Origin of the sequence: Pseudoalteromonas sp. BSi20439, assembly GCF_000241165.1 — a bacterium.
GTDB lineage: Bacteria > Pseudomonadota > Gammaproteobacteria > Enterobacterales > Alteromonadaceae > Pseudoalteromonas.
The window spans coordinates 17,610-40,772 of sequence record NZ_BADW01000022.1 but is presented as its reverse complement, the minus strand read 5'-3'; the positions used below and the strand labels follow the sequence as shown (position 1 = coordinate 40,772).

Below are 23,163 nucleotides of genomic sequence, written 5' to 3'. Positions count from 1 at the left end.
CTGATAGCTCTTTAGAAGGATTTGTTTATGAAACTCGAAGATATTCGTCGTGAATACCTGCAAGATGCGCTCAGTGAAGACAACTTGCTTGATGATCCGTTTAAGCAGTTTGAAACTTGGCTTGAGCATGCTGTTGGTAGTAACTTGCCTGATCCTACAGCTATGGTCGTCGCTACGGTCGATGAAACCGGTCAGCCTTCACAGCGTATTGTGTTGCTAAAGCATTTAGATGATAACGGTTTTGTGTTTTTTACTAATACCGGTTCACGTAAAGCACAAGAACTTAAAGGCAATAATAAAATTTCCTTGCACTTTCCATGGCACCCTATGGAGCGTCAAGTAATTGTGTATGGTGAAGCGCAGCCATTACCTACAGCGGCAGTCGCTAAATACTTTTTATCTCGCCCTAAAGAAAGTCAATTAGCCGCATGGGCGTCGCAACAAAGCCGTCCAGTTTCATCGCGCAAGGTGCTAATGGAGACCTTTGCCAACATGAAAAACAAATTCGCTAAAGGCGAAATTCCGCTCCCTGATTTTTGGGGCGGGTATTGTGTTGTGCCGCAAAAAATCGAGTTTTGGCAAGGCGGAGCGCATCGTCTGCATGATCGCTTTATGTATCAGCGTCAGGCCGATAATAGCTGGCAAATAACGCGCTTAAACCCTTAGTTGGCCGCTAGCTTTGCAATTTATAGACTCACACTGTCATCTCGATTTTAGTGAGTTTGATACAAACCGCGAATCACTCATTAATGCCTGTGTAGCAAAGGGCGTTAGACAATTTATTGTGCCAGGTATTAGCTTGGCGCAATCTCAAAAATTACTTGAGTTTAAAGCAACCTACCCACAAGTCAGCATAGCGGCAGGGCTACATCCTTATTTTTTAGCGCAACATCAGCAATCGCACTTAGAATCGCTGTATAACTTTGCTAAAACAAACAAAACTCAGCTGGTGGCTATTGGGGAGTGCGGGCTCGATCGCAGTATTTCCAATCTTGAAAAACAAACTTTTCTGTTTGAGCAACAAATAGCGCTTGCTAATGAGCTTGAGTTACCGCTGATTGTGCATCACAGGCAAAGCCATGATTTAATAGCGCAATCGTTTAAGCGTTGTAGGCCAAAAAATGGCGGTGTGATCCATGCTTTTTCAGGCTCAATACAACAAGCACAGTATTATATAAAAATGGACTTTAAGCTTGGAGTGGGTGGGGTTATAACCTATAAACGGGCTGCTAAAACACGTGCGGTTGTAGCAAAGCTTGAGCCACAGCATTTAGTGCTTGAGACTGATTCACCTTCAATGCCGCTAAATGGTTATCAAGGGGAAATAAATACCCCTCTGCATATTCCTAACGTGTTTAATACGCTTCATAGTTTAAAACCAAATAGCGATAAATATCGATTAGCTGAGCAGCTTTATGATTCGTGCTCTGAGGTTTTTTGTATATAGCGATTTACTTGCCAGCGTTTTAACCCTCGGCCTAATTGCCAAGTAAAAATACAGGCAATCACTAGCATAAGTAATACTTGGCGACCTAAATCGTGAAAATGATTATGGCTTGAAGATACCGCAGCACGCGTTAAATAGGTAATAGATACAAAGCCAATAGGGCGATTGTCGTCAGAAATAACTTGTTCAACAAACGGTGTTTTTAACTTACTAATGCCAGGCGATGAGTCTGGTAGTAAGCCATATACATGATGTGATTGCCAGTTATCGCTGCTTGCAAGCACTACACCTTGTTTATCATAAATGGTGGCTGAAAGAACAAACTCATCTTTACTAATATTGTTGCACAAGGTGGTGAGCTGCGATTTGTTTTTCTCTATCAGCGGGTTTTTGGCATTCAGTGCCATAAACTGAGTGAGTGACTTGGCTGCACTATTAGCACTATCATACAGTAGTTGATGGCTTTGAAAGCTACTGTTTATTCCTACCCAGCTTAATAATACAAAGCAGCCAGCGGCCAATAATAAACGAATTAAACGCTTTTTTTGCGAGGCTGTAAGTGGATTTTTAAGATGGTTATTTTTCATAGTCACCGTTTATGCTGCTGACAGCATTTTGATTTGATGTTACAACTACACTATAACCCTAAATCCCCCCTGATGGCGAATTTTGTATCTCATATCCTTATTATCAATGAGCTAAATGTCAGGAAATATAAACGGAGATCCCATGTCGAACGCGAACATGGCACAGCAAAGCGCTGAGCTATTATCATCATCACTTATTCTTAATAAGTGGTTTAGCTACCAACAAGGTGTTTTTACACCACTAAATACAACACCGAACAGAAACCAAGGGCTATTTGGTATTGCATTTGGCGGTGACTTTAATACGCAGCATATTAATAGCATTATTGAATTTTTTGCGGCTCACCAGCAAAATGTAACAGCAATTTGTCAATATCAGCCAGATTTAGGGTTATCTCCGGCATTGTGCTTCTACATAGAAAATGCAGAGCGCGCAATAAATCCTCTCGAACTTCAAACTTTTGCAAATACCTTGGCATGCCAGTTAGTGCAAGTTACCACCCCTCCTGACTTACAAAAACCGGGATTATTGGTAATGGATATGGATTCAACAGCCATTACTATTGAGTGTATTGATGAAATTGCACGTTTGGCTAATGTATACGACGAGGTTGCCAGCGTGACCGCGCAGGCAATGGCAGGCAAGCTTGATTTTAGTGAAAGCTTATACCAACGTGTTGCTAAGCTTGAAGGCATTGAAAAGAGTTTAATTGATGAGCTTAAAAGTACACTGCCTTTAATGCCGGGAATTAAAGCGTTATGCCAAATTTTAAAACACCACGATTGGTATTTAGCGATTGCATCGGGCGGTTTTGTGCCGTTTGCTGAGCGAGTGCAGGAGCTGATTAATTTAGATGAAGTGCATGCCAATGTGCTTGAATTTAAAGACGATAAACTAACAGGTAAGGTGTTAGGTGGGATTGTTGATGCTGAGCAAAAAGCGGTTGTTTTAAATGCCTTACAACAAAAACTGGGGCTTGAAAAAAGTCAAACTGTTGCCATTGGTGATGGCGCAAACGATTTAAAAATGATGGCTCATGCTGGCTTAGGCGTTGCTGTGCATGGTAAACCTAAAGTAGTTGAACAAGCCCAAGCTGCTATATGCCAAGGCTCGTTATTACAACTGTTATATATGCTGGCGGTTCCGCTAAACCCATCACAGGTTTAACGTAAACGGTTTAACCAAATTAGTTTGCGCCTAGACATTTGCTCAACCTGTTGTTGGTTGAGCGATAAATGCTCAAGCGCTTCATTACTTACATCAATAATGTCGCCAACACCTGATACAGACCACAAGGCATCCTCTAAGTCTTTGGCTTTGTGAATTGCGTATTGGCTTACGTATTTTAGCTCGTTTGCTAAGTAATCAGTATCGAGTCGACCAGTACGTGAAATATATAAACGCATTATAAAAACCAGTTCAGACTTCAGCCCTTTACTTATTTGCTGCTTAAACTCGCTGCAGTCAGTACCTAAAACACATTGACTGGTAATAGCATCGGCTATATTTTCTTTTTTAGGATCGAAGTTAATTACCAAACTAAACTCTAACGGTGGATCTTGGCGGGTGCGATCTTTAATATTAGGTGTGATCACATCAATTATGTGTGCTTTAGTAATAATATTCGATAAGTCTGTTTGAGCATTTAACAGAGCAAAGTTTTGCAAAATAACATGTAATGGGCTTGGGTATAAACCAAATCCCATGGCGCCAATTTCGAAATGTGCCATTGATTTATGTAGATAAATTGGGAACTGACACAGCGTTTTGGTCACCATATTTCTGAGTGCCGTAGAAAGCCCGGGTACTTTAGGTGACTCTTCAGCTACTTTTAATTTTTGTTTATTACTATTAATTAAAAGGGTAAAAAAATCGACCCCAGTATGAGGTGAGCCTTTATCTACATGCGCTTTCAAATTAATAGTAGTCAGCGATTTGCTTACTGCCATTACTTCATACTGAATGTGGCTGAGGGAATAACTTTTGGTAATTTTTTGCAAATCGGGAAATGATAACGAAACAATATCGCCTTTTTTAAAGTTCACTTCTTGATTGCACTCTAGCTGTAAGCCAAATATTGAAAAATCACGGGTATGCCCATGTAGTACCGCATCACGGGTATTAATTACCACATTAGTTTTGTATAAATAGCGCTTATTAGAGCGAAGATTTACATATTCTAGAGGCACAGTATTTAGCTCAGGAGGAGATTCATGCTTACTGTGGCCAAAAAACTTCAGCTTGTTAGCTAAGGCCTTATTAAACTCGTAATGTTGATAATGCTGTTGTTCATGTTTATTACCTACTTGGGTAAGCAGCATTAAATATTTTACGTCTTTTATAGCGCCCTCAACACGCGGTGAAGGCGGCTTGTTTAGTTTTTCAATATTTTTACCCAACGAGTTAGGTAAAGATAAAGGAATATAAGCATCCTCAGTGTGACTTGGCATTAGTTGTAATTTAAAGCAGCGCCAACTGTCTCTGCGGCTACCAAAACCAAAAAATAACGCTTTTAATTGTGCGTGTTGCTCAAGCTCGGAACGAGTTGCTGAGTAGTAATAAATTTTTCCTGCAGAGACATGAGTAAAGGTATATAAGTACTCTTCTTTTACAGCCACTGGTTTTAGTGCCAAGGTACGAATGCGTTTATGGTTTAACACACTGTATAGGCAAGATTTTTTGCCTTCGTCAGTAAAGTAACGCTGAATAAATAAACTGTTTTCGGTGGTTAAGCTCAGGCTCGGATAATAAACGCCGTTTTTCTGGCTAATAAAAACATATAGAGAATTAACCCTAGGGATGTAATATTGTTCATACCCCTTAGAAATAACCGCATCAAGGGTGTTATCTAAGTTCACTTTATAACGGCGTTTATTACCATGAATAAAGCTTTCTAAAAACCGATCAAACGCGCTGTTATTTTCTTCAAATGTACGTTTTAAGCGGATATGATTAAATTCATCTGAGGTGTTTTCTATCGCCACAACTTCATATTTAACACCACTTTTAAGGCCTAACTGAAAGTCTTGCTCTAAGCCTACTAAGTGCATAGTAATAGGCTGACCTTTTTTTAAGCTATATCGCGACGCCAACTTAATTTTACAGCCACTGAGAGAAATATCAGAGGTGCTAGCGTCAATTTTTGCTTGCCTGTCATACTCAATGGTAATTTTTATTGAGTAATTCATTCGCTCTTCACTACGACTTTCATAGGCTGCAAACTTAATAACATTGGTAGTTAGCTTGCGTTGCGGTTCTACTTTTTTTGCTGTGGTTGATTGCTGTTGTAATACCCGATAATTATTGTCGGTATTCATTACCGCTTCGTAAACTGCCAGGGTGTAGCCTTTATGTTGCTTTATTGCCGCTTCGAATACTTCAATTGCGTTGTCATCCATAAAGTGTTGCTTGTTTTTGTATTCATAAGGCTTTACTTGGCCGTTGACTAAACCACGTAGATCAATAAAGCGGTCTATCGGCTGAGATAAACGAGACATTTCCATTTTTATTAAAAACTGCTCGGGTTTAGTTAACTCGGTAGTTTTTGACTTGAAAATGAGATCAAACTTAGCATTTCCCAAATACTGTTTTAATTCATTTACAAGCGCTTCATGCTTAAGCAATACGTCTTCAGCCATTTATAAATCATCACCGTCTAATTTAAAAAGTAGGTATACTTTTGCAACCATTTATTAGAGTATTTAATAAATAGAATCTCGCAAAACCGTCAAATGCGGCCTCGATACTCTGCGTAACTATACTTGTGTTTAACCTGAACTCCGGATAATTAAATCCATCTCAAGCAGCTATTTTCAGCGCTAACTGCGTTTAATTTACTTGCAATAGACTAGAGTTATTGACGCGTAATTTCGCCTTGTTTCACTAAAAATCTCTAGCTAGAGAATAATAAGCACAAATATCTTTTTGATTCAACATGTTAGTAAATATCTTAACCAAAGTTTAGGTTATTTATTGTTATTTTCTAATAGCCAATTAATTGGCAAGGGTTTATTAGTTTTTTAAAGCAAGAAACATGCCTTAAAGTGGACTAAGTGAAACTACATTAATATAGTATCAGTGTGAGACTAAATGCGCTGTTCCACAAGACGTTGTTGCTAAGACAAAGCCTGCAATGGCAAAATAAGCGCTTAACACTGTGTATTTCAAAATAAAGAATAGTAGGTAAGATTTTAAATGGCTAAAGCGGCAAAAGTAGAGTTTGTTTGTACAGAATGTGGCATGAACTATCAACGTTGGCAAGGTCAGTGTCGCTGTGGCGCATGGAACACTTTAGCAGAGTTCAAACCTTCTGCAGGGCAAAACAAAAAGGTAGCTGCTCGTGCCAGTGTAGGTGGCTATGCTGGTGGCATTGGTGGTGGCTCTAAAAAAATTAATGATGTAGCTACCGCAGAGGCTGAAAAACAGCTTACCGAAATTGGTGAACTTGACCGTGTGTTAAGTGGCGGTGTAACCACCGGCTCAGTTAATATTATTTCTGGTGATCCAGGGGCGGGTAAAACAACACTACTATCTGATTTGGTGGCAAGAATGTCTCAGCGTATGCCATCACTTTACTGTACTGCGGAGGAGTCATTATCCCAGTTTAAAAACAGGGTTAATCGGTTAAAACTAAATTACAACGAAGATGAACTCTATTTATTGTCAGAAACCAGTGTTGAAACCATTATTGAAGAGCTTGATAAAAACAAAATTAAGTTTGCCGTTATCGACTCTATTCAAGCTGTTGTCACCGATACCGCTAATGGCAGCCCAGGTTCACCTTCTCAGGTAAAAAGTGCAGCTCAGGCATTAACTCAATATTGTAAGCAAAACGACGTGACTATGTTTATTATTGCTCACGTAAATAAGAATAATGAAATAGCTGGCCCGCAAACCTTAGTACATATAGTTGATGCACTGTTACATATTGATACCAATGATGGTCAAGTGCGTACTCTGCGTGCTAATAAAAATCGCTTTGGTGATATAGACACCGTCGGCATTTTTAAAATGTGTGAACGCGGTATGCTCAGTGTGGATAACCCCAGTGAAATTTTCTTATCGGGTTCAACCACTGAATCACCGGGGTCGACAATTACCTGTATCCGTAAAGGAAATCGTAATTTACTGCTAGAAATTCAGTGTTTAACCACTGAAACCGAAGCAGAGTTTCCACAGCGAGTATGTGTTGGTTTAAATATGAACCGGATCAAAATGCTCACCGGTATTTTACGTAAGCACACCAAAACTAAAATATTCCACGATACGTTTTTTAATATTGTCGGTGGTTTAAAAATTGATGAATCAGAAACCTGTATTGACTTAGCGCTTGTTACTGCACTTTTGAGTAGTTTAAACGAATTCGTTGTTCCACGAACCACCTGTATTATGGGGGAGTTAAGTTTAAATGGTGATGTACGCCCAATCGACAGTGGTGTGCCCCGTGTTAAAGAAGCGGCGCAACATGGGTTTACTGAAATATTTATCCCATTTCGTAACTACCATAAATCCATGGAAGGGCTGGGCGCTAAAATAACGCCAGTTAAAACCGTGCACGAACTACTTAGTTTAATAAATTAACACACAAAAAAGTGCTTAACGACTCATGTTCTCAATGTTAGTCTTGCAAAAGCCACTTATATAAAGAGTTGAATAAGGAAATAACATGAAAAAATTAGTGATTGCAGCCGCGATTATTGCTGCAGGTGTGGGTGGCGTAAGCTATGCAAACTATGTAGCAACACAGGAGGTACGTGCTGAGGTTGATAAGCAGTTGGCTTTGGTTAGCGAACAAACAGGTGCCAGCTTTAACTACGCAGAGTTATCGGCGAGTGTTATTTCAAACAGTGTTGCCATTAGTAACATAGAAGTGACCAGCCCTGAGGGGAAAAATATTGCCACGGTTGAGCATGTTGAAGTGATTGGTTACGAAACCGATAAAATATCGCCACATACCGCTTTTACACTAAAGAACTTCCAATTTGATAAAAGCTTTGTCGATACACTTCCAGCAGATACTAATGCACAACTTGCCTCGGCCAGCTATGATTTACACTCATCATTAGATTACGATGAACAATCTGGTAACAGCGATATAGTTGTTAAATTACACGCCAACGATATTGCCAGCATTGATATGAATATGGGGTTGGCTAACTCTAAAGCGCTTATGGATGCTTCGCTTGAAATAAGCAAAGCTCAGCAAGCTGCAGGTAATACACCGCTTACTTATGAGCAAGAGCTACAACAGCAAACACTTATTATGCAAGCAATGAGCAAGTTAGAGCCACGCACTATGAGTGTAATGCTCGATAACCAAGGTGAGTTAAGTACTTTGCTAGAAAGTGAATTAGCCAAACAAGGTATGACACTAGAGCAGATGCAAATGATGCTAGCTCAACAGTTACAGCAAGCGCCGGTAACCGAAGAAATAGCGCAAGCATTAACTGACTTTGCTAAAGGTCTAAATTCGCTTAGTGTCTCAGCTAAACTACCTGAAGGTAAAACCATGATGGAAGTAAATAAGCAGCTAATGATGTTAGCAGGGCAACCCGAAGAGCTGGTTAAGTTTATAAATTTAGAAGTAAAAGGCAAATAATAGAATAAGTTGCCAGCTTCCAGTTTAATGTAAAAAGCCGTACTTGATTATTCAAGTACGGCTTTTATTATTTTAGCTGATAGCTGATAGCTGATAGCTGATAGCTGATTACTTAGTGCAGAATACGAGCTCTAATTGTGCCTTCAACTGCACTAAGTTCTTTTAGTGCTACTTCAGATTGATCGGTATCTACGTCAATAACCACGTAACCAATTGCTTCATCCGTTTGTAAGTACTGCGCGGCAATATTAATACCGTGCTGAGCAAACGCTTGGTTAATTTGCGTTAGCACGCCAGGGCGGTTGTGATGCACGTGTAACAAGCGGCTGCGGTTGGCAAGTTCTGGCAGTGATACTTCAGGGAAGTTAACTGCAGTAATGGTTGAGCCATTATCTGAGTACTTAGCAAGCTTACCTGCTACTTCAATACCAATGTTTTCCTGTGCTTCTTGAGTTGAGCCCCCAATGTGCGGCGTTAAAATAACGTTGTCGAATTCACGCAGTGGCGAAATAAACTCTTCATCATTCGATTTAGGTTCAACTGGGAATACATCAATGGCTGCACCGCTAAGTTTCTTCTCTGTGAGTGCTTCAGCTAGGGCGTCAATGTCAACCACAGTACCGCGAGAAGCATTGATTAAAATAGCGCCTTGCTTCATTACCGCCAATTCAGCCGTGCCAATTAGGTTTTTAGTTTGCGGAGTTTCTGGAACATGTAAGCTAATAATATCAGCACGTTGCAACAGCTGCGTTAAGTTATGTACTTGTGTGGCATTACCTAAAGACAGTTTGTCTTCAATGTCGTAATACTCCACGTTCATACCAATATTTTCAGCCATAATGCCCAACTGAGTACCAATGTGGCCGTAACCAATAATACCTAAGGTTTTACCGCGCGCTTCAAACGAGCCGTTGGCTGTTTTTAACCAACCGCCGCGGTGGGCAGCGGCATTACGCTGAGGAATACCACGTAATAACAGCAGTATTTCACCAAGTACAAGCTCAGCTACAGAGCGGGTATTTGAAAACGGGGCATTAAATACCGCAATACCGCGCTCACGTGCTGCGTTTAAATCTACTTGGTTTGTACCAATACAAAAGCAACCTACAGCGACTAGCTTTTCAGCTGCGTTTAATACAGATTCGTTAATATGAGTACGAGAACGAAGCCCTACAAAGTGCACATCTTTAATACGCTCTATAAGTTCGTCCTCTGGCAACGATGTTTTAACGTAGTCGATATTGCTATAACCGTTACGTTTTAGCGTTTCAACAGCGCTTTGGTGAACACCTTCAAGCAAGAGAATTTTAATTTTGTCTTTTGCTAACGATACCTTACTCATAACCATATCCTATTTAATTTGTGGCCCATTTTTAGTGCCGATAATTACTTTATCAGCACCGCGCTCTGCAAATAGGCCGTTGGTGACTACGCCAACAATTTGATTTATTTGTGTTTCAAGCTGTTTAGCATGGGTAATTTTTAAATTATGTACGTCTAAAATAACGTTGCCGTTATCGGTTACAACACCGTGGCGATACACAGGGTCACCGCCAAGTTTTAATAATTCGCGGGCAACATAGCTGCGCGCCATCGGAATAACTTCAACCGGCAGTGGGAAGTCTCCTAAGGTATCGACTAGTTTTGTATCATCAACAATGCATACAAACTGTTTTGCTACTGCTGCCACTATTTTTTCGCGGGTAAGCGCCGCACCGCCGCCTTTGATCATTTCATTTAAGGCGTTAATTTCATCTGCGCCATCTACGTATACGTCGAGTGCTGCTACATCGTTAAGCTCAAACACTTCTATGCCAAGCTCTTTTAAGCGCGCTGTAGATGCTTCTGAACTTGATACTGCGCCAACGATGGTGTCTTTAACTGTGCCTAGGGCATCAATAAAGTGATTAACGGTTGAGCCTGTACCTACACCTACTATGGTGTTTTCTTTTACAAACTCGAGTGCAGCCCACGCAGCTGCTTTTTTTAATTCATCTTGTGTCATTGTTGTCTGCTCATTGGTGTCAAAATAGCTGTTAGTTTACAAGATTAGTTGTTACCAACAGTAGGTTTTATCGGGTGTTATGATCGTTTTTAGTGGTACATCCCACGATTCAATCGGTAACTCATCGACTTGTTGGCACGCATGTGCGAGGCCAATAAGTTGCGGTTGTTGCCAGTGTTGTTCGTATAAACGTGCCAATGTTCTATCGTAAAACCCACCTCCCATTCCAAGGCGATTACCAAATTTATCAAATGCCACTAATGGCATTAAAACGTAATCAAGCTCAGGTAATGGGCATATTTGAGAGCAATTCAGCTTAGGCTCCAAGATACCATAGCGATTTGCTCTCATGGGTGAGTTTTTTTCATAGCGTTGAAATAGTAAATTAGCCCCATTAAATGGATGGATTATGGGCAGGTAAATAGCCTGGCCAGTGTTCCATAATTCATTAATTAACAATGAGGTATCTAATTCTCCATCATTACTTAAATAAAGCGCGATATGGCTTTTTTTGGCCGAATTTACGCTTTTTAAGTGTTGAATAAAATTCACTTTAAGCGATTCGGCGGCTAATTCTTGCTGGTTTTTTGATAGGTTATTACGTGCTTTACGAATATCGTGTCTTATTTGTGCGCGATTATTACTCATTAAATAACTTAACCGTAATTAAAAAGAGAATAAATTAGGAAATAATAAGTACATAGCAAGTACAATAAGCAATATTACGGCTGTAGAAATCAGCGAATATAAAACAAGGTTGCCGCGTTTTTTGGGCTCAGTAGAGAGAGGCTCATCAAGCATTAAATCGTCATCTTCCCATACTTCATTATTTTCATCAGGTAATGATAATTCAACTTCAGGGAGGCGTTGCTCAATATCTTCTAGTTTTTCTTCAAGGCGAATTAGGCTACTGGTAATGTAATCTAGGGCGTCAAATAAGCGCTGATCTCGTTGGCTGTCGTAAGCTGTTTGAGACGCCGTTTGTGTAGCCGCAGTTTGCTGAAGTTTACTTTTAATCCCAAGCGTTGAAAGTAACTTGGCTTGCTTGAGTGCTTTATCTTTAGGGCATGGGGCAAATAACGGTTTGCCATTAAAAAATGCAGCCACCTTCTCTGGCGAGGTTTTCAGCTTTTCTGTCAGTGCAGTGGTTACTGCCTGGCTGTCTGCGCCTTCTGCAAGTCCTACAAATATAACACGAAAATTGTCGGCCATTTTTTATCCCTAATACGCTTTATTGTATAAGCAGAGTATATACCTAAAATGTTAAACAGTTCGAGACTGTTTTACGACTAACTTAGTGCACATAGCAAAACGGCCCTAAAAAGGGCCGTTTAAATATTAGCTAAGTGGCTTATAGCCCAGCTGCTGCGCGAAGTGCGTCTGCTTTATCTGTGCGTTCCCATGGGAATTCGTCACGACCAAAGTGGCCATAAGCCGCTGTTGGAAGGTAAATAGGGCGCTCAAGGTCAAGCATTTGAATTAGGCCGTAAGGGCGTAAGTCAAAGTGTTCACGAATAAGTTCGATTAAACGCGCTTCTTCTAATTTACCAGTACCAAATGTTTCAACACTGATAGAAGTAGGCTCTGCAACGCCGATAGCGTAAGACACCTGAAGTTCACATTTATCGGCAAGACCTGCAGCAACAATGTTTTTAGCAACATAACGTGCAGCATAAGCCGCTGAACGGTCAACTTTTGATGGATCTTTACCAGAGAAAGCACCACCACCGTGACGAGCCATACCACCGTAAGTATCTACAATGATTTTACGACCAGTTAAACCACAGTCACCCATTGGGCCACCAATAACAAAACGACCCGTTGGGTTAATGAAAAATTTAGTTGCGCTAGTAATAAGCTCAGCAGGAAGTACTGGCTTAATAATTGTTTCCATTACCGCTTCTACTAAGTCATTTTGCGATACATCTTCGCTGTGCTGAGTAGAAAGTACAACGGCATCAATACCTACTGGCTTGCCATTTTCGTATGCAAATGTAACTTGTGATTTTGCATCTGGACGTAACCAGTTAAGCTCGCCGCTTTTACGAACTTCAGCTTGACGCTGCACTAAACGGTGAGAATAAGTAATTGGAGCAGGCATTAATACTTCAGTTTCGTTACATGCGTAACCAAACATTAAGCCTTGGTCGCCAGCGCCTTGTTCTTCAGGGCTTGTACGATCAACACCTTGGTTGATGTCTGGAGACTGTTTACCAATCGTGTTTAAAATTGCACACGAATCGGCATCAAAGCCCATATCTGAGTGTGTGTAACCAATTTCACGTACTGTTTTACGTGTAATTTCTTCGATATCAACCCATGCGCTAGTCGTGATTTCACCACCAACCATAACCATACCGGTTTTAACGTAAGTTTCACACGCTACACGGGCATGAGAGTCTTGCTCTAGGATAGCATCAAGTACCGCATCAGAAATTTGATCGGCGATTTTATCCGGATGACCTTCAGAAACAGATTCAGAAGTAAATAAATGTTTTGCCATTGTAATTATGCTCACAAATATTGCGCTTCACAAACGTCGGTATTAGCGCTAAAAAATTAAGGCGCGTATTTTATCTAAAACAAGCGAACTTGCATAGTTTTTTTACGCCTAGACGTCTAAATAAAATATCTAATAGTAAATGGTTCTTAAAAAATATTCATAATGTCCTATTTTTATGGGTTTTTAATTGCACACAGCCCCTACAATAAGTAAGAATGGAGGTATATAAATACCCGCGCAAATACATATAAAGGTAGGAGAATTCATGCCATCTCGCAAAGAACTTGCAAATGCTATTCGCGTCTTGTCAATGGACGCAGTACAAAAGGCCAAATCTGGTCACCCTGGAGCCCCTATGGGCATGGCTGATATCGCAGAAGTATTATGGCGCGATTATCTTAAACATAACCCAACAAATCCAGAGTGGGCTGACCGAGATCGATTTATACTCTCAAATGGTCACGGTTCAATGCTAATTTATTCTCTATTGCATTTAAGTGGTTATGATTTACCACTGGACGAAATTAAAAACTTCCGCCAAATGCACTCTAAAACGCCAGGCCACCCAGAATATGGATATGCGCCAGGAATCGAGACTACTACGGGTCCATTGGGTCAAGGGATCACAAATGCCGTAGGTATGGCAATTGCTGAAAAAGCATTAGCCGCTCAATTTAACCGTGAAGGCCATGACATTGTTGATCACCACACTTACGCATTTATGGGTGATGGTTGTTTAATGGAAGGTATTTCTCATGAAGCCTGTTCGCTTGCTGGCACATTAGGCCTAGGCAAGTTAGTGGCATTTTGGGATGACAACGGCATTTCAATCGACGGTGAAGTTGAAGGCTGGTTTAGCGATGACACACCTGCACGTTTTAAAGCATACGGCTGGCATGTAATTAGCGACGTTGATGGCCACGACAGCGATGCTGTAAGTGCTGCAATTAGCGAAGCAAAAAGCGTGACCGACAAACCAACGCTAATTTGTTGTAAAACAGTAATTGGTTATGGCTCACCTAATAAATCAGGTAGCCACGACTGTCATGGCGCACCACTAGGTGATGACGAAATTAAAGCATCTCGCGAGTTCTTAGGTTGGACGGGTGATGCATTTGAAATCCCTGCTGACATTTACGCACAGTGGGATAACAAAGAAAAAGGCCAACAGCTTGAAGCAAGCTGGGATGAAAAATTTGCCGCATACGAGCAAGCCTTCCCAGAGCTAGCAGCAGAATACAAACGCCGTACAAATTCAGATTTACCCGCTGATTGGGCTGAAAAGTCACAAGCGTATATTGAGCAGTTACAAGCAAACCCAGCAAACCCAGCATCACGTAAAGCATCACAAAATGCATTAAACGCGTTTGGTCCGTTACTACCTGAGTTTATGGGTGGCTCTGCCGATTTAGCAGGTTCAAACTTAACAATTTGGGATGGCTCTAAAGGCTTAACATGCGATGATGCAAGTGGTAACTACATTTACTACGGTGTACGTGAGTTTGGTATGTCGGCAATTATGAACGGTATTGCACTTCATAAGGGCTTTATTCCTTACGGTGCAACGTTCTTAATGTTTATGGAATACGCACGCAACGCGGTACGTATGGCTGCATTAATGAAGCAACCAAGCATTTTTGTATACACGCACGATTCAATTGGTTTAGGTGAAGATGGTCCAACTCACCAACCAGTAGAGCAAATTGCCAGCATGCGTTTAACGCCTAACCTTTACAACTGGCGCCCATGTGACCAAGTTGAGTCGGCAATTGCGTGGCAACAAGCTATTGAACGTAAAGACGGTCCTACATCATTAATCTTTACTCGCCAAGGCTTAGAGCAACAAGCACGTGATGCACAGCAATTAAGCGACGTTAAAAAGGGTGGTTACATCCTAAGTTGTGACGGCAACCCAGAGCTTATTCTTATTGCTACCGGCTCTGAAGTACAACTAGCGCAAGACTCTGCGAAAGAGCTACGTGCGCAGGGTAAAAAAGTACGTGTTGTATCTATGCCGTGTACTGATGCGTTTGAAGATCAATCGCCTGAGTACAAAGAAAGCGTATTACCAGCAAGCGTTTCACGTCGCGTAGCGATTGAAGCGGGTATTGCTGATTACTGGTACAAGTACGTCGGCCTAAATGGTGCTGTAGTCGGTATGACTACTTTTGGTGAATCAGCTCCAGCTAACGAGCTATTTGAATTCTTCGGCTTCACCGTAGAAAACATCGTTAACAAAGCAAACGCATTGTTTTAAGCAACTGCTTTAACATTTAAAAGCCCGCGCTGTGTAAACAGGGCGGGCTTTTTTATGAGTTATACTTTTATCACTTCCTCTAAAGCGCAGCGTCTCTTCGTCCTCTTTGTGCATAAATTACCAAAAGATCTGTTCGAAGCTCGTAGCCCGTTGCTCGAAGCAAATTTCCCTATAAAATCGTTAATTTTTTAACCTTTTGGCTTCTAAATGAGTAATTTTCAAAGCACTTAACTTGCAAGCCTTTCTCGTATCAGGCACTGTGAGCATAATTAAAATTATAAACTTAAATAAACAGGAGTGAGGATGTCTCAGTTTGATAATGTAAGTGTCGTTAAACAGGCCAACGTATATTTTGACGGTAAAGTATCGAGTCGTACCGTGGTATTTGGTGATGGCAGTACAAAAACATTAGGTTTTATGCAACCCGGTGAGTTTGAATTCGCAACCAGTAAAAAAGAATTGATGGAATTAAATGGCGGCCAATGGGAAGTGTTACTGCCAGGTGAGAGTGAATGGCAAACAATGTCGGCAGGTGAATCATTTAACGTAGATGCTAATGTTAAATTCCAAGTAAAAGTCGCTGACTTTGCAGATTACTGTTGTTCATACACCGAATAAATATATAGTTGATTAAATTATCAGCACTTCTGAAAGGCCGCTATCACGCGGCTTTTTGCATACTTAATGCTAAATGAATGATCTAAATCAGGTGCGGTAATAAATAATTGCTAAATTTAGCTATTTTCTCTTGTGTTAATTCGTTTAGCCCCCAATACTAACTATGAGGTAACATAAAAAAGGATACCCTATGAAAATTAATCTTTCTGGTCACCATGTTGACGTTACTGATTCTATTAAAGAACACATTAACGAAAAGTTTTCTAAAATTGAGAGTCATTTTCCATCATTGATAGCGCTCGACATTATTCTTTCAAAAGAGCATCACAAGTTCCAAGCAGAAATTAGTACAAATTATGAAGGTGCGCGAATATCAGTTAAAGGGGAAAACGAGGTTATGTACCCAGCCATTTCAAGCGCAGCTAAAAAACTCGATGCCGCACTAAAGCATCGTAAAGGGCAAATAAAAGCAAACTTACATGAAAAGCCTGTAAGTACCACACCTGAAATAGCACACGAAATCATCCAAGAGATGGATTTAAATTAATAACTAACAATGTGTTATTTTTAAAAAGAGCCTAAGGGCTCTTTTTTATTGCCTTTAAATTAGGTAAGTTATGCATTCACACAGTTTATTGATGATTAAAATTAATAATAAAAGCACATAACACACCAAATTTGAGAAGTTAATGCAGTACACACAAAGCACATGGAAGTCTCGGTTAGGGGCGCTCGGCCCAGGTATTTTAATGGCCACCGCTGCCATTGGTGGCTCACACTTAGTTGCATCGACCCAAGCTGGCGCATTATTTGGCTGGCAGCTATTTTGGCTTATTGTGGTGGTTAACGTTTTAAAGTACCCGTTTTTTCGTTTTGGTATGGAATACACACTCGCCACCAAAAACAGTTTAGTGGAAGGGTATAAAAACCAAGGGCCTGGCTATTTTTATAGTTTTATTGCATTGAATATTATTGCCGCAGTGGTAAATACCGCAGGCGTATTGTTGCTTACTGCGAGCTTATTACACTATGCATTACCTATTAGTATTCCTGTTACCTTATTGTGCTGGGTAATATTGGCCGTGTGTTTAATTATATTATTACTGGGGCATTTTAAAGCGCTCGATAACGTTGCAAAAGCTATTATGGGGCTACTTACTATAGCAACCATAACTGCATTAGTTATTGCTATAAATAACGGCCCTGTAGCGTCTGTAAACTATGTTGGCCCCTCACCGTATGAACTTGCCATGTTAGGCTTTATGGTTGCCTTAATGGGCTGGATGCCAGCGCCTATTGAAATTTCGGCTCTGAGCTCGTTGTGGCTTAAAGAAAAACAAACTCAGCAAAGTGTGACTAAAAGCCAAGGCTTATTCGACTTTAATGTAGGCTACTGGTTAACCGCAGGGCTTGCGCTGGTATTTTTTAGTTTAGGTGCGTTAGTGCAATATGGGCAAAGCAGTAATATAGAGCTTGGCGGTGTAGCCTTTGCTAAACAGCTGATTGATATGTATGCACTTACTATTGGCGAGTGGGCAAGGCCTTTGGTATCTGCCATCGCGTTTTTGTGTATGTTTGGCACCACACTCACCGTGCTTGACGGTTACGCCCGAACACTTAACGAATCGCATAAACTTCTTGGTTTTAAGCAATCAAAACACAGCTTAAATACGTGGCTTATATTACAAGCATTGGCTGGTATGGCGGTGATCTTATTTTTTAAATCAGCTCTTGGGCCCATGCTTACCTTTGCCATGACGCTTGCGTTTGTAACTACACCCGTTTTTGCATGGCTTAACTTCAGCCTAGTTCGCTCAGAGCCTGCGATTAAACACAGTCTACTTTTGCGTGGCTTAACCTGGTTAGGCTTGGTGTACTTGGTTGGTTTTGCTGTGGCGTTTGTTGTGTGGAAGTTGATGTGATTTTATATTCGAGGTTCGAGGTTCGAGGTGAAAGGAACAAATCAAACAACCTCTGCATAAATGTCGTTTGTTGTAGACCGTGATAGGCTGCAGCGAACAAGGGTCGACGATCAAAAATTATGATATCTATCCAAATTAGTTAAAATATGAATTAGATAGGGCTGAGCGAATGTACGATAATAATCCAATTGAGTTTATACACCGCTTATTTGGTATTCCTTACTCAGGAAGACGATACTAAAATGGCAAGCTCGGCTAATCAACTCTCACCTACCAACCCTAAAAAGGGGTGGTTTTCTATAGGCGTTTTATGTTTAATCATTACTCTCTATGCCTACAGCTTTAAATTAGAAATTAGCACATTAAGTCTTATTGCTGAAAATGTAATTTCGTTAAAAATTAAACCTGTAGTAATTCCTTTGATAGTTATGATGCCCGCTTTTTTTGTACTCATCTACGGGATTTATCAAAGAATGCATGGTGATATATCAGAGAAATCGATGCGAAGGGGGCTATTTGTTATTATAGGATGCTTCCCTCTATTTCTGATTACCTGGTGGATTTATAGCTGGCAACTTAGTGATAAGCTTGAAAGTGAAGGCTATTCCATTTGTCACTGGTATTCAGGAGCTTCGTTAGGAGCTCCAAAAATTTGGCTTTCAGATCCAGGTTACTGTATTGAAGACGGTTATTTAGTAAGGATTGAATTACTTGAATGGCTCAAGCTGCAGCAGTTAAGTGGAAAAACACCACCCATTGAAGTCTTCGAGAAGCAATTAGAATTCATGCTCAGTGAATACCATCAAAAATATGGTGTATAAATTACTTAAAATGCATTAACTAAGCTCTTTTATCGCTTTACTTACCCCATTTAAACTAAGTGGGTACATGCGGCTGTTCATTAACGCGGTGCGTCGGATTGTTTCTGGTGAATTCATCTTTTTTTGTCGGATGGCGTGGCTTCGCCACTTATTCGACCTACGTCAAAAGGTAGGTTGGTTAAGCCGAAGGCGCCACCCAACAAAGTTATGGGTTCACGCCTGAAGCTCTGCTGTTAGCACTGAACTGTCGTAAATTAACATCTAGCTCAGCTCTTTTATCGCACTGCTAATTCCATCTAAACTCAGTGGGTACATGCGGTTGTTCATTAGCTGCTTTATAAAATCAATTGATTGGTAGTGCGGCTAATGTTCAACGCGTTGTGAGTTAAACGAATCTAGCCTAATTGTTACTCATTTGAGTAAACAATAATTTCATCAGAATTTGGTAATTTATAAAATCCAACATTTTTTGATTGCTTACCCATGAAATCAATAGCATATTTCATCTCTGCAATTGTTCTTACTGTAGAAAATTTATCTTTAAAACATGCTGAGAATTCGTATGTGAAAGATGTTGACTGATCATAACCTCCCAGCTCTAAAAGGTTATATTCAACAAAAGGATCTGGTCCTAAAATTTGATGAGATGTAATAAAAGGCACTCTAAAGTCTTGTGATTTCCAATCATTCAAACATTTAGCTTCAACATTGCTTGCTAATAAATAAATGCTTTCATTTTCTTTAGAATCACTTATAAAGATAGTAATAAAAACCATATTTATAATAAGTGATGCAAACAAAACTAATTTTAATATATTCCTATTACTCATTCTAACTCAGCTCTTTTATCGCGCTGCTTATTCCATCTAAACTCAGCGGGTACATGCGGTTGTTCATCAGCTGCTTTATAAAATCAATTGATTGATAATACGGCCAGTGTTCAACCGGTTGTGGGTTGAGCCACGCGACTTTATCAAAGTGATTAGTGATTCGTGCCAACCACGCACTGCCGGGTTCTTCATTCCAATGTTCTACCGAGCCACCAGGATAGGCAATTTCATATGGGCCCATGGTGGCATCACCGACAAATATGACCTTGTAGTCGCTGGTGAATTTATTGATGAGCGTCATGGTATCGATAACGTTTGAGTGGCGGCGTTGGTTATCTTGCCAAACATGTTCGTATAAACAGTTATGAAAGTAGTAAAACTCTAAATGTTTAAATTCGCTGTGGGCGGCGCTAAATAATTCTTCGCAGGTATGAATGTAGTCGTCCATTGAACCGCCAATATCAAACAGCATCAATACTTTTACCGCGTTGTGGCGCTCGGGTGCCATTTTTACATCAAGCATGCCGCCTTGTTTGGCGGTTGCGCGAATAGTCTCGTTTAAATCAAGGGTGTCGCTTGCGCCAGTGCGGGCAAATTTACGTAGTTTTTTAAGCGCCAGTTTTATGGTGCGTGAGCCAATTTCGCGATCGGAATCTAGGTTACGGTATTCGCGCTTATCCCACACTTTTACTGCTTGGCGATTGCGGTTGCCGTCTTGACCAATGCGTACGCCCTCAGGGTTATAACCATACGCACCAAAGGGTGATGTACCGCCGGTGCCTACCCATTTATTGCCGCCTGCGTGGCGTTTTTGCTGTTCTTCTAGGCGCTCTTTTAGGGTTTTCATTAGCTCGTCTAGCCCGCCCATGGCTTTTAGTTGGGCTTTTTCTTCATCACTTAGATGCTTTTCAAACTCTTTACGCAACCAATCTTCAGGTAAGTTGTGTTGCTGTTTTAAGCTCTCGAGCAGGTCTAAGTCGGCAATACCGCTAAAGTAATCGCTAAAGGCTTTATCGAACCGGTCAAAATGGGTTTCGTCCTTTACCATAATAGTGCGCGCTAAATGATAAAACCCGTCTACATCAGCAAATATAACGCCTTGTTTTAAAGCGTTAATTAAATCGAGTAGTTCGCGCAGGCTCACAGGCAAGCGGTATTTGCGTAGCGTGAAAAAAACTGTACCAACATATTAGCGACGGCTCATAAACGCAAGTTTTTCGATTAGGCTTATGTCTTGCTCGTTTTTAAGCAGCGCACCAAACATCGGCATTAAACCGCCTTTTTGCGCTTTGTCGTGCAGGGTTTTGGCATCTATATCTTCAGCCATTAATAGTTTTAACCAATCCAGTAACTCGCTGGTAGATGGCTTCTTTTTAAGGCCGTTGGCTTCGCGTAAGTTAAAAAATACTTCTAGCGCTTGGCGAACTAAATCTTGTTTAACATGCGGGTAGTGCACATCAATAATTTGCTGCATTTCGTCGCTATTTGGAAAATCAATATAATGGAAAAAGCAGCGGCGTAAAAACGCATCAGGCAGCTCTTTTTCATTGTTTGATGTGATGATCACAATAGGACGCTCTTTGGCCACAATGCGCTCACCGGTTTCGTATACATGAAATTCCATTTTATCGAGTTCGAGTAGTAAATCGTTTGGAAACTCAATATCGGCTTTGTCTATTTCGTCAATAAGCAGTACTGGGCGTTTGCCGTTTAATTCAGCGTACATGAAGGCTTGCCACAGCTTACCTTTAACTATGTAGTTGCTAATATTGTGAACGCGCTCATCACCTAGCTGGCTGTCGCGCAAACGCGATACCGCATCGTACTCGTACAAACCTTGCTGCGCTTTAGTGGTTGATTTTATATGCCACTGAATAAGCTCAGTATCTAAACTTTTCGCTAACTCTTCGGCCAGCATGGTTTTACCTGTGCCAGGCTCGCCTTTAATTAAAAGCGGTTTTTGCAGCATAATAGCGGCGTTTACTGCCTGTTTTAATGCTGAGCTTGCGATGTAATTATCAGTAGAATTAAATTGCACGGGTTATCCTTTATCTGGTCTGAGCAGTAATTATTATGCGTTATAATGCCATAGTTAATCGGCTTCACCAAGGTAGGCAAAACGGGCGATAGTTTTACCGTCTTTTTCTACGGTTTCAGTAAACATACTTAGTGGGCGTGCCCATATGCCGTACTCACCGTATAAGGCTTGGTAAATAACCAACTGCTCGTTGGTTTCGCTGTGGGTCGCCACATGCATAACTTTATATTGTGGGCCTTTGTAGTGTTGATATAAACCCAGTTTTAGTGCTGTAGTCATAGTCTGTTATCTTGTATAATTTGCCTTCGCTTTTTATTATGCCAAAGAATACAGCAATACTATGAATTATATTTCTCTTGATGATTACAAAAAAGCCTGGGTATTTCGCCATAAAGATATTCCGGTTTCAGATATTGATGCAGCCAATATTAAACCTATGACCAGCGAGCGTGCCGCCGTACTGTGGACAACCATGGTGAGTCGCGAACATGATCATCCAGACTTTTTTGATAAAACCGATTGGTGCGCGCAAGAGCAAAACTTTAGCCAAGAAATTAATTGGGAAGATGCTTGGGAAAGCGAAGAACCCCAATTTCCAGATGCTATTTTGAACCACTTAGATTGGCAGGCTAATACCACAGTGTATTTTTGCATGGCACGCGACAATATTATTGAAACGACATTTGATGTGTTTAAACGTAACTGGCAAAACTTTATGTTTTTGGCTGATGGCAGCTTATTAATAGGTAAAAAGCGCAGCACTATGGTGCAATTTTTAGAATCAGGTATTGCAAAATTAGGTGAAAAGCCAAGCGCTTAAATTACTACAAGTGCTTAAAAACTGTGCGTTACTGTGTTATAAAACAGTATTAAAATGTTTTTTTGAGTACAGCGATTGGTTGCTAAAAATAAGCAGTTTAACACAAGCCAGCAAGTTGAAATGTGGCAAACTGATGCACAAAAAGTGCTTTACGCACAATTATGCAATGCTTTTTATCAGCGTGAAGTTCAGCGCTTAGTGGCTGAACCTAATGGTGACCGTTTACGCAGGCAATTAAAAAGCCTGCCTTATTATATTGAACGTGCCGCAACACGTGTAGCGAATGCACCATTGCCTTTTACGCTTGATGCGCAAAATGGAGGCTGGCTTGAAAAACAAAAACCTACACCGCCAGAGGCTAATCCTGCAGCGAATGAACTTTTTTATCAAGCGCATGCCAAAGTAGGGCTAATAATTCCGGTATTATTACAAAGTCACGGTCAAATTCGGGTTAGAATAGATAGCATTGATCAAGTAGCTGATACGCAACTGCATTGTAATGAACTTGGCTGGTTTGATTTTTTAGGCCAAGGACTTGAGCAACAAAGTGCGCAATTGCTTAAACCTAGTAAAACGAGCCTTGCAGCGGCGTGTTGTGGCCACCAGTGGCAGTTTTCAAAGCGTAGCACGCCACGGGTTTTGTCATTACGGGAAATGTTACTAGCTGCCAATATTAATTGGCGCAATGTTAAGCGGCCGCTAGCATAAGTAGATAA

At 40.7% G+C, this 23,163-nt stretch carries 23 protein-coding genes; 12 read left to right on the top strand and 11 right to left on the bottom strand.

The features are described from left to right. The first annotated feature begins 27 nt into the window (after window positions 1-27). Both pdxH and P20439_RS02205 read left to right on the top strand, forming a co-directional pair. Window positions 28-666, top strand: coding sequence for a pyridoxamine 5'-phosphate oxidase (gene pdxH / locus P20439_RS02210; protein WP_008110293.1), 639 nt, complete (start codon window positions 28-30; stop codon window positions 664-666). Window positions 667-679: 13 nt separating this feature from the next. Next, on the top strand, window positions 680-1,447 hold the full coding sequence (locus P20439_RS02205; RefSeq protein ID WP_008464245.1) for a TatD family hydrolase: 768 nt from the start codon (window positions 680-682) through the stop codon (window positions 1,445-1,447). Here P20439_RS02205 and P20439_RS02200 read toward each other — a convergent pair. Further along, a complete protein-coding gene (locus P20439_RS02200) occupies window positions 1,414-2,034 on the bottom strand; it encodes an AhpA/YtjB family protein (protein WP_008110298.1) in 621 nt (206 codons plus the stop codon). The two genes, P20439_RS02205 and P20439_RS02200, sit on opposite strands and share 34 nt — an antisense overlap. A gap of 142 nt (window positions 2,035-2,176) precedes the next feature. Between P20439_RS02200 and serB the strand changes: the two genes are divergently transcribed. Then, complete coding sequence (gene serB, locus P20439_RS02195; RefSeq protein WP_008110300.1) at window positions 2,177-3,202, top strand: phosphoserine phosphatase SerB; 1,026 nt, start codon at window positions 2,177-2,179, stop codon at window positions 3,200-3,202. Here serB and P20439_RS02190 read toward each other — a convergent pair. Beyond that, on the bottom strand, window positions 3,199-5,673 hold the full coding sequence (locus tag P20439_RS02190; protein WP_008110302.1) for a PilZ domain-containing protein: 2,475 nt from the start codon (window positions 5,671-5,673) through the stop codon (window positions 3,199-3,201). The genes serB and P20439_RS02190 overlap by 4 nt on opposite strands. A 556-nt stretch (window positions 5,674-6,229) precedes the next feature. Between P20439_RS02190 and radA the strand changes: the two genes are divergently transcribed. Both radA and P20439_RS02180 read left to right on the top strand, forming a co-directional pair. Next, the gene (radA, locus tag P20439_RS02185) at window positions 6,230-7,615 is read left to right on the top strand and encodes a DNA repair protein RadA (RefSeq protein ID WP_008110304.1); all 1,386 of its coding nucleotides are present in this window, start codon (window positions 6,230-6,232) and stop codon (window positions 7,613-7,615) included. A gap of 85 nt (window positions 7,616-7,700) precedes the next feature. Then, a complete protein-coding gene (locus P20439_RS02180) occupies window positions 7,701-8,633 on the top strand; it encodes a hypothetical protein (protein ID WP_008110306.1) in 933 nt (310 codons plus the stop codon). A 112-nt stretch (window positions 8,634-8,745) separates the two neighbouring features. Here P20439_RS02180 and serA read toward each other — a convergent pair whose 3' ends face one another. The 5 genes from serA to metK all read right to left on the bottom strand — a co-directional run bounded on the left by serA (window position 8,746) and on the right by metK (window position 13,141). Beyond that, complete coding sequence (serA, locus tag P20439_RS02175; protein WP_008110308.1) at window positions 8,746-9,975, bottom strand: phosphoglycerate dehydrogenase; 1,230 nt, start codon at window positions 9,973-9,975, stop codon at window positions 8,746-8,748. Between the two features lie 9 nt (window positions 9,976-9,984). Continuing rightward, window positions 9,985-10,638: a ribose-5-phosphate isomerase RpiA gene (gene rpiA, locus P20439_RS02170; RefSeq protein WP_008110310.1), complete on the bottom strand. Its 654-nt coding sequence runs from the start codon at window positions 10,636-10,638 to the stop codon at window positions 9,985-9,987. Window positions 10,639-10,689: 51 nt separating this feature from the next. Further along, window positions 10,690-11,286, bottom strand: coding sequence for a 5-formyltetrahydrofolate cyclo-ligase (locus P20439_RS02165; RefSeq protein ID WP_008110313.1), 597 nt, complete (start codon window positions 11,284-11,286; stop codon window positions 10,690-10,692). An 18-nt stretch (window positions 11,287-11,304) separates the two neighbouring features. Next, a complete protein-coding gene (locus tag P20439_RS02160; protein WP_008110315.1) occupies window positions 11,305-11,850 on the bottom strand; it encodes a hypothetical protein in 546 nt (181 codons plus the stop codon). A 139-nt stretch (window positions 11,851-11,989) separates the two neighbouring features. Beyond that, window positions 11,990-13,141, bottom strand: coding sequence for a methionine adenosyltransferase (metK, locus tag P20439_RS02155; protein ID WP_008110316.1), 1,152 nt, complete (start codon window positions 13,139-13,141; stop codon window positions 11,990-11,992). A gap of 265 nt (window positions 13,142-13,406) precedes the next feature. Between metK and tkt the strand changes: the two genes are divergently transcribed. The 5 genes from tkt (at window position 13,407) to P20439_RS02130 (ending at window position 18,759) form a co-directional block, all read left to right on the top strand. Next, window positions 13,407-15,398 carry a transketolase gene (gene tkt / locus P20439_RS02150; protein WP_008110318.1) on the top strand — a complete coding sequence of 664 codons (1,992 nt, stop codon included), beginning with the start codon at window positions 13,407-13,409 and terminating at the stop codon, window positions 15,396-15,398. Window positions 15,399-15,701: 303 nt separating this feature from the next. After that, the gene (locus P20439_RS02145) at window positions 15,702-16,016 is read left to right on the top strand and encodes a pyrimidine/purine nucleoside phosphorylase (protein WP_008110320.1); all 315 of its coding nucleotides are present in this window, start codon (window positions 15,702-15,704) and stop codon (window positions 16,014-16,016) included. 190 nt (window positions 16,017-16,206) lie between these two features. Next, window positions 16,207-16,563 (top strand): ribosome hibernation-promoting factor, HPF/YfiA family, encoded by a 357-nt coding sequence (hpf, locus tag P20439_RS02140; protein WP_008110321.1) that lies wholly within the window; start codon window positions 16,207-16,209, stop codon window positions 16,561-16,563. 142 nt (window positions 16,564-16,705) lie between these two features. Beyond that, on the top strand, window positions 16,706-17,938 hold the full coding sequence (locus P20439_RS02135; protein WP_008110322.1) for an NRAMP family divalent metal transporter: 1,233 nt from the start codon (window positions 16,706-16,708) through the stop codon (window positions 17,936-17,938). A 242-nt stretch (window positions 17,939-18,180) separates the two neighbouring features. Next, window positions 18,181-18,759, top strand: a complete 579-nt coding sequence (locus P20439_RS02130) for a hypothetical protein (RefSeq protein WP_008464240.1) — start codon at window positions 18,181-18,183, stop codon at window positions 18,757-18,759. 407 nt (window positions 18,760-19,166) lie between these two features. Here P20439_RS02130 and P20439_RS02125 read toward each other — a convergent pair whose 3' ends face one another. From P20439_RS02125 to P20439_RS02110, 4 genes are read right to left on the bottom strand one after another with little or no spacing between them, the layout of a single operon-like run. Next, window positions 19,167-19,589 carry a hypothetical protein gene (locus P20439_RS02125; RefSeq protein ID WP_008464238.1) on the bottom strand — a complete coding sequence of 141 codons (423 nt, stop codon included), beginning with the start codon at window positions 19,587-19,589 and terminating at the stop codon, window positions 19,167-19,169. Between the two features lies 1 nt (window position 19,590). Then, window positions 19,591-20,733 (bottom strand): VWA domain-containing protein, encoded by a 1,143-nt coding sequence (locus P20439_RS02120; protein ID WP_008464236.1) that lies wholly within the window; start codon window positions 20,731-20,733, stop codon window positions 19,591-19,593. Between the two features lie 45 nt (window positions 20,734-20,778). After that, window positions 20,779-21,627, bottom strand: a complete 849-nt coding sequence (locus P20439_RS02115; RefSeq protein ID WP_008464234.1) for a MoxR family ATPase — start codon at window positions 21,625-21,627, stop codon at window positions 20,779-20,781. Between the two features lie 54 nt (window positions 21,628-21,681). Then, on the bottom strand, window positions 21,682-21,906 hold the full coding sequence (locus P20439_RS02110) for a DUF1653 domain-containing protein (RefSeq protein WP_008110327.1): 225 nt from the start codon (window positions 21,904-21,906) through the stop codon (window positions 21,682-21,684). A 61-nt stretch (window positions 21,907-21,967) separates the two neighbouring features. Here P20439_RS02110 and P20439_RS02105 point away from each other — a divergent pair, with 61 nt between their 5' ends. Together P20439_RS02105 and P20439_RS02100 are read left to right on the top strand one after the other, a co-directional pair. After that, window positions 21,968-22,447 carry a DUF2947 domain-containing protein gene (locus P20439_RS02105; RefSeq protein WP_008464232.1) on the top strand — a complete coding sequence of 160 codons (480 nt, stop codon included), beginning with the start codon at window positions 21,968-21,970 and terminating at the stop codon, window positions 22,445-22,447. Between the two features lie 75 nt (window positions 22,448-22,522). Beyond that, window positions 22,523-23,155 carry a hypothetical protein gene (locus P20439_RS02100; protein ID WP_008464230.1) on the top strand — a complete coding sequence of 211 codons (633 nt, stop codon included), beginning with the start codon at window positions 22,523-22,525 and terminating at the stop codon, window positions 23,153-23,155. Window positions 23,156-23,163: the final 8 nt, after the last annotated feature.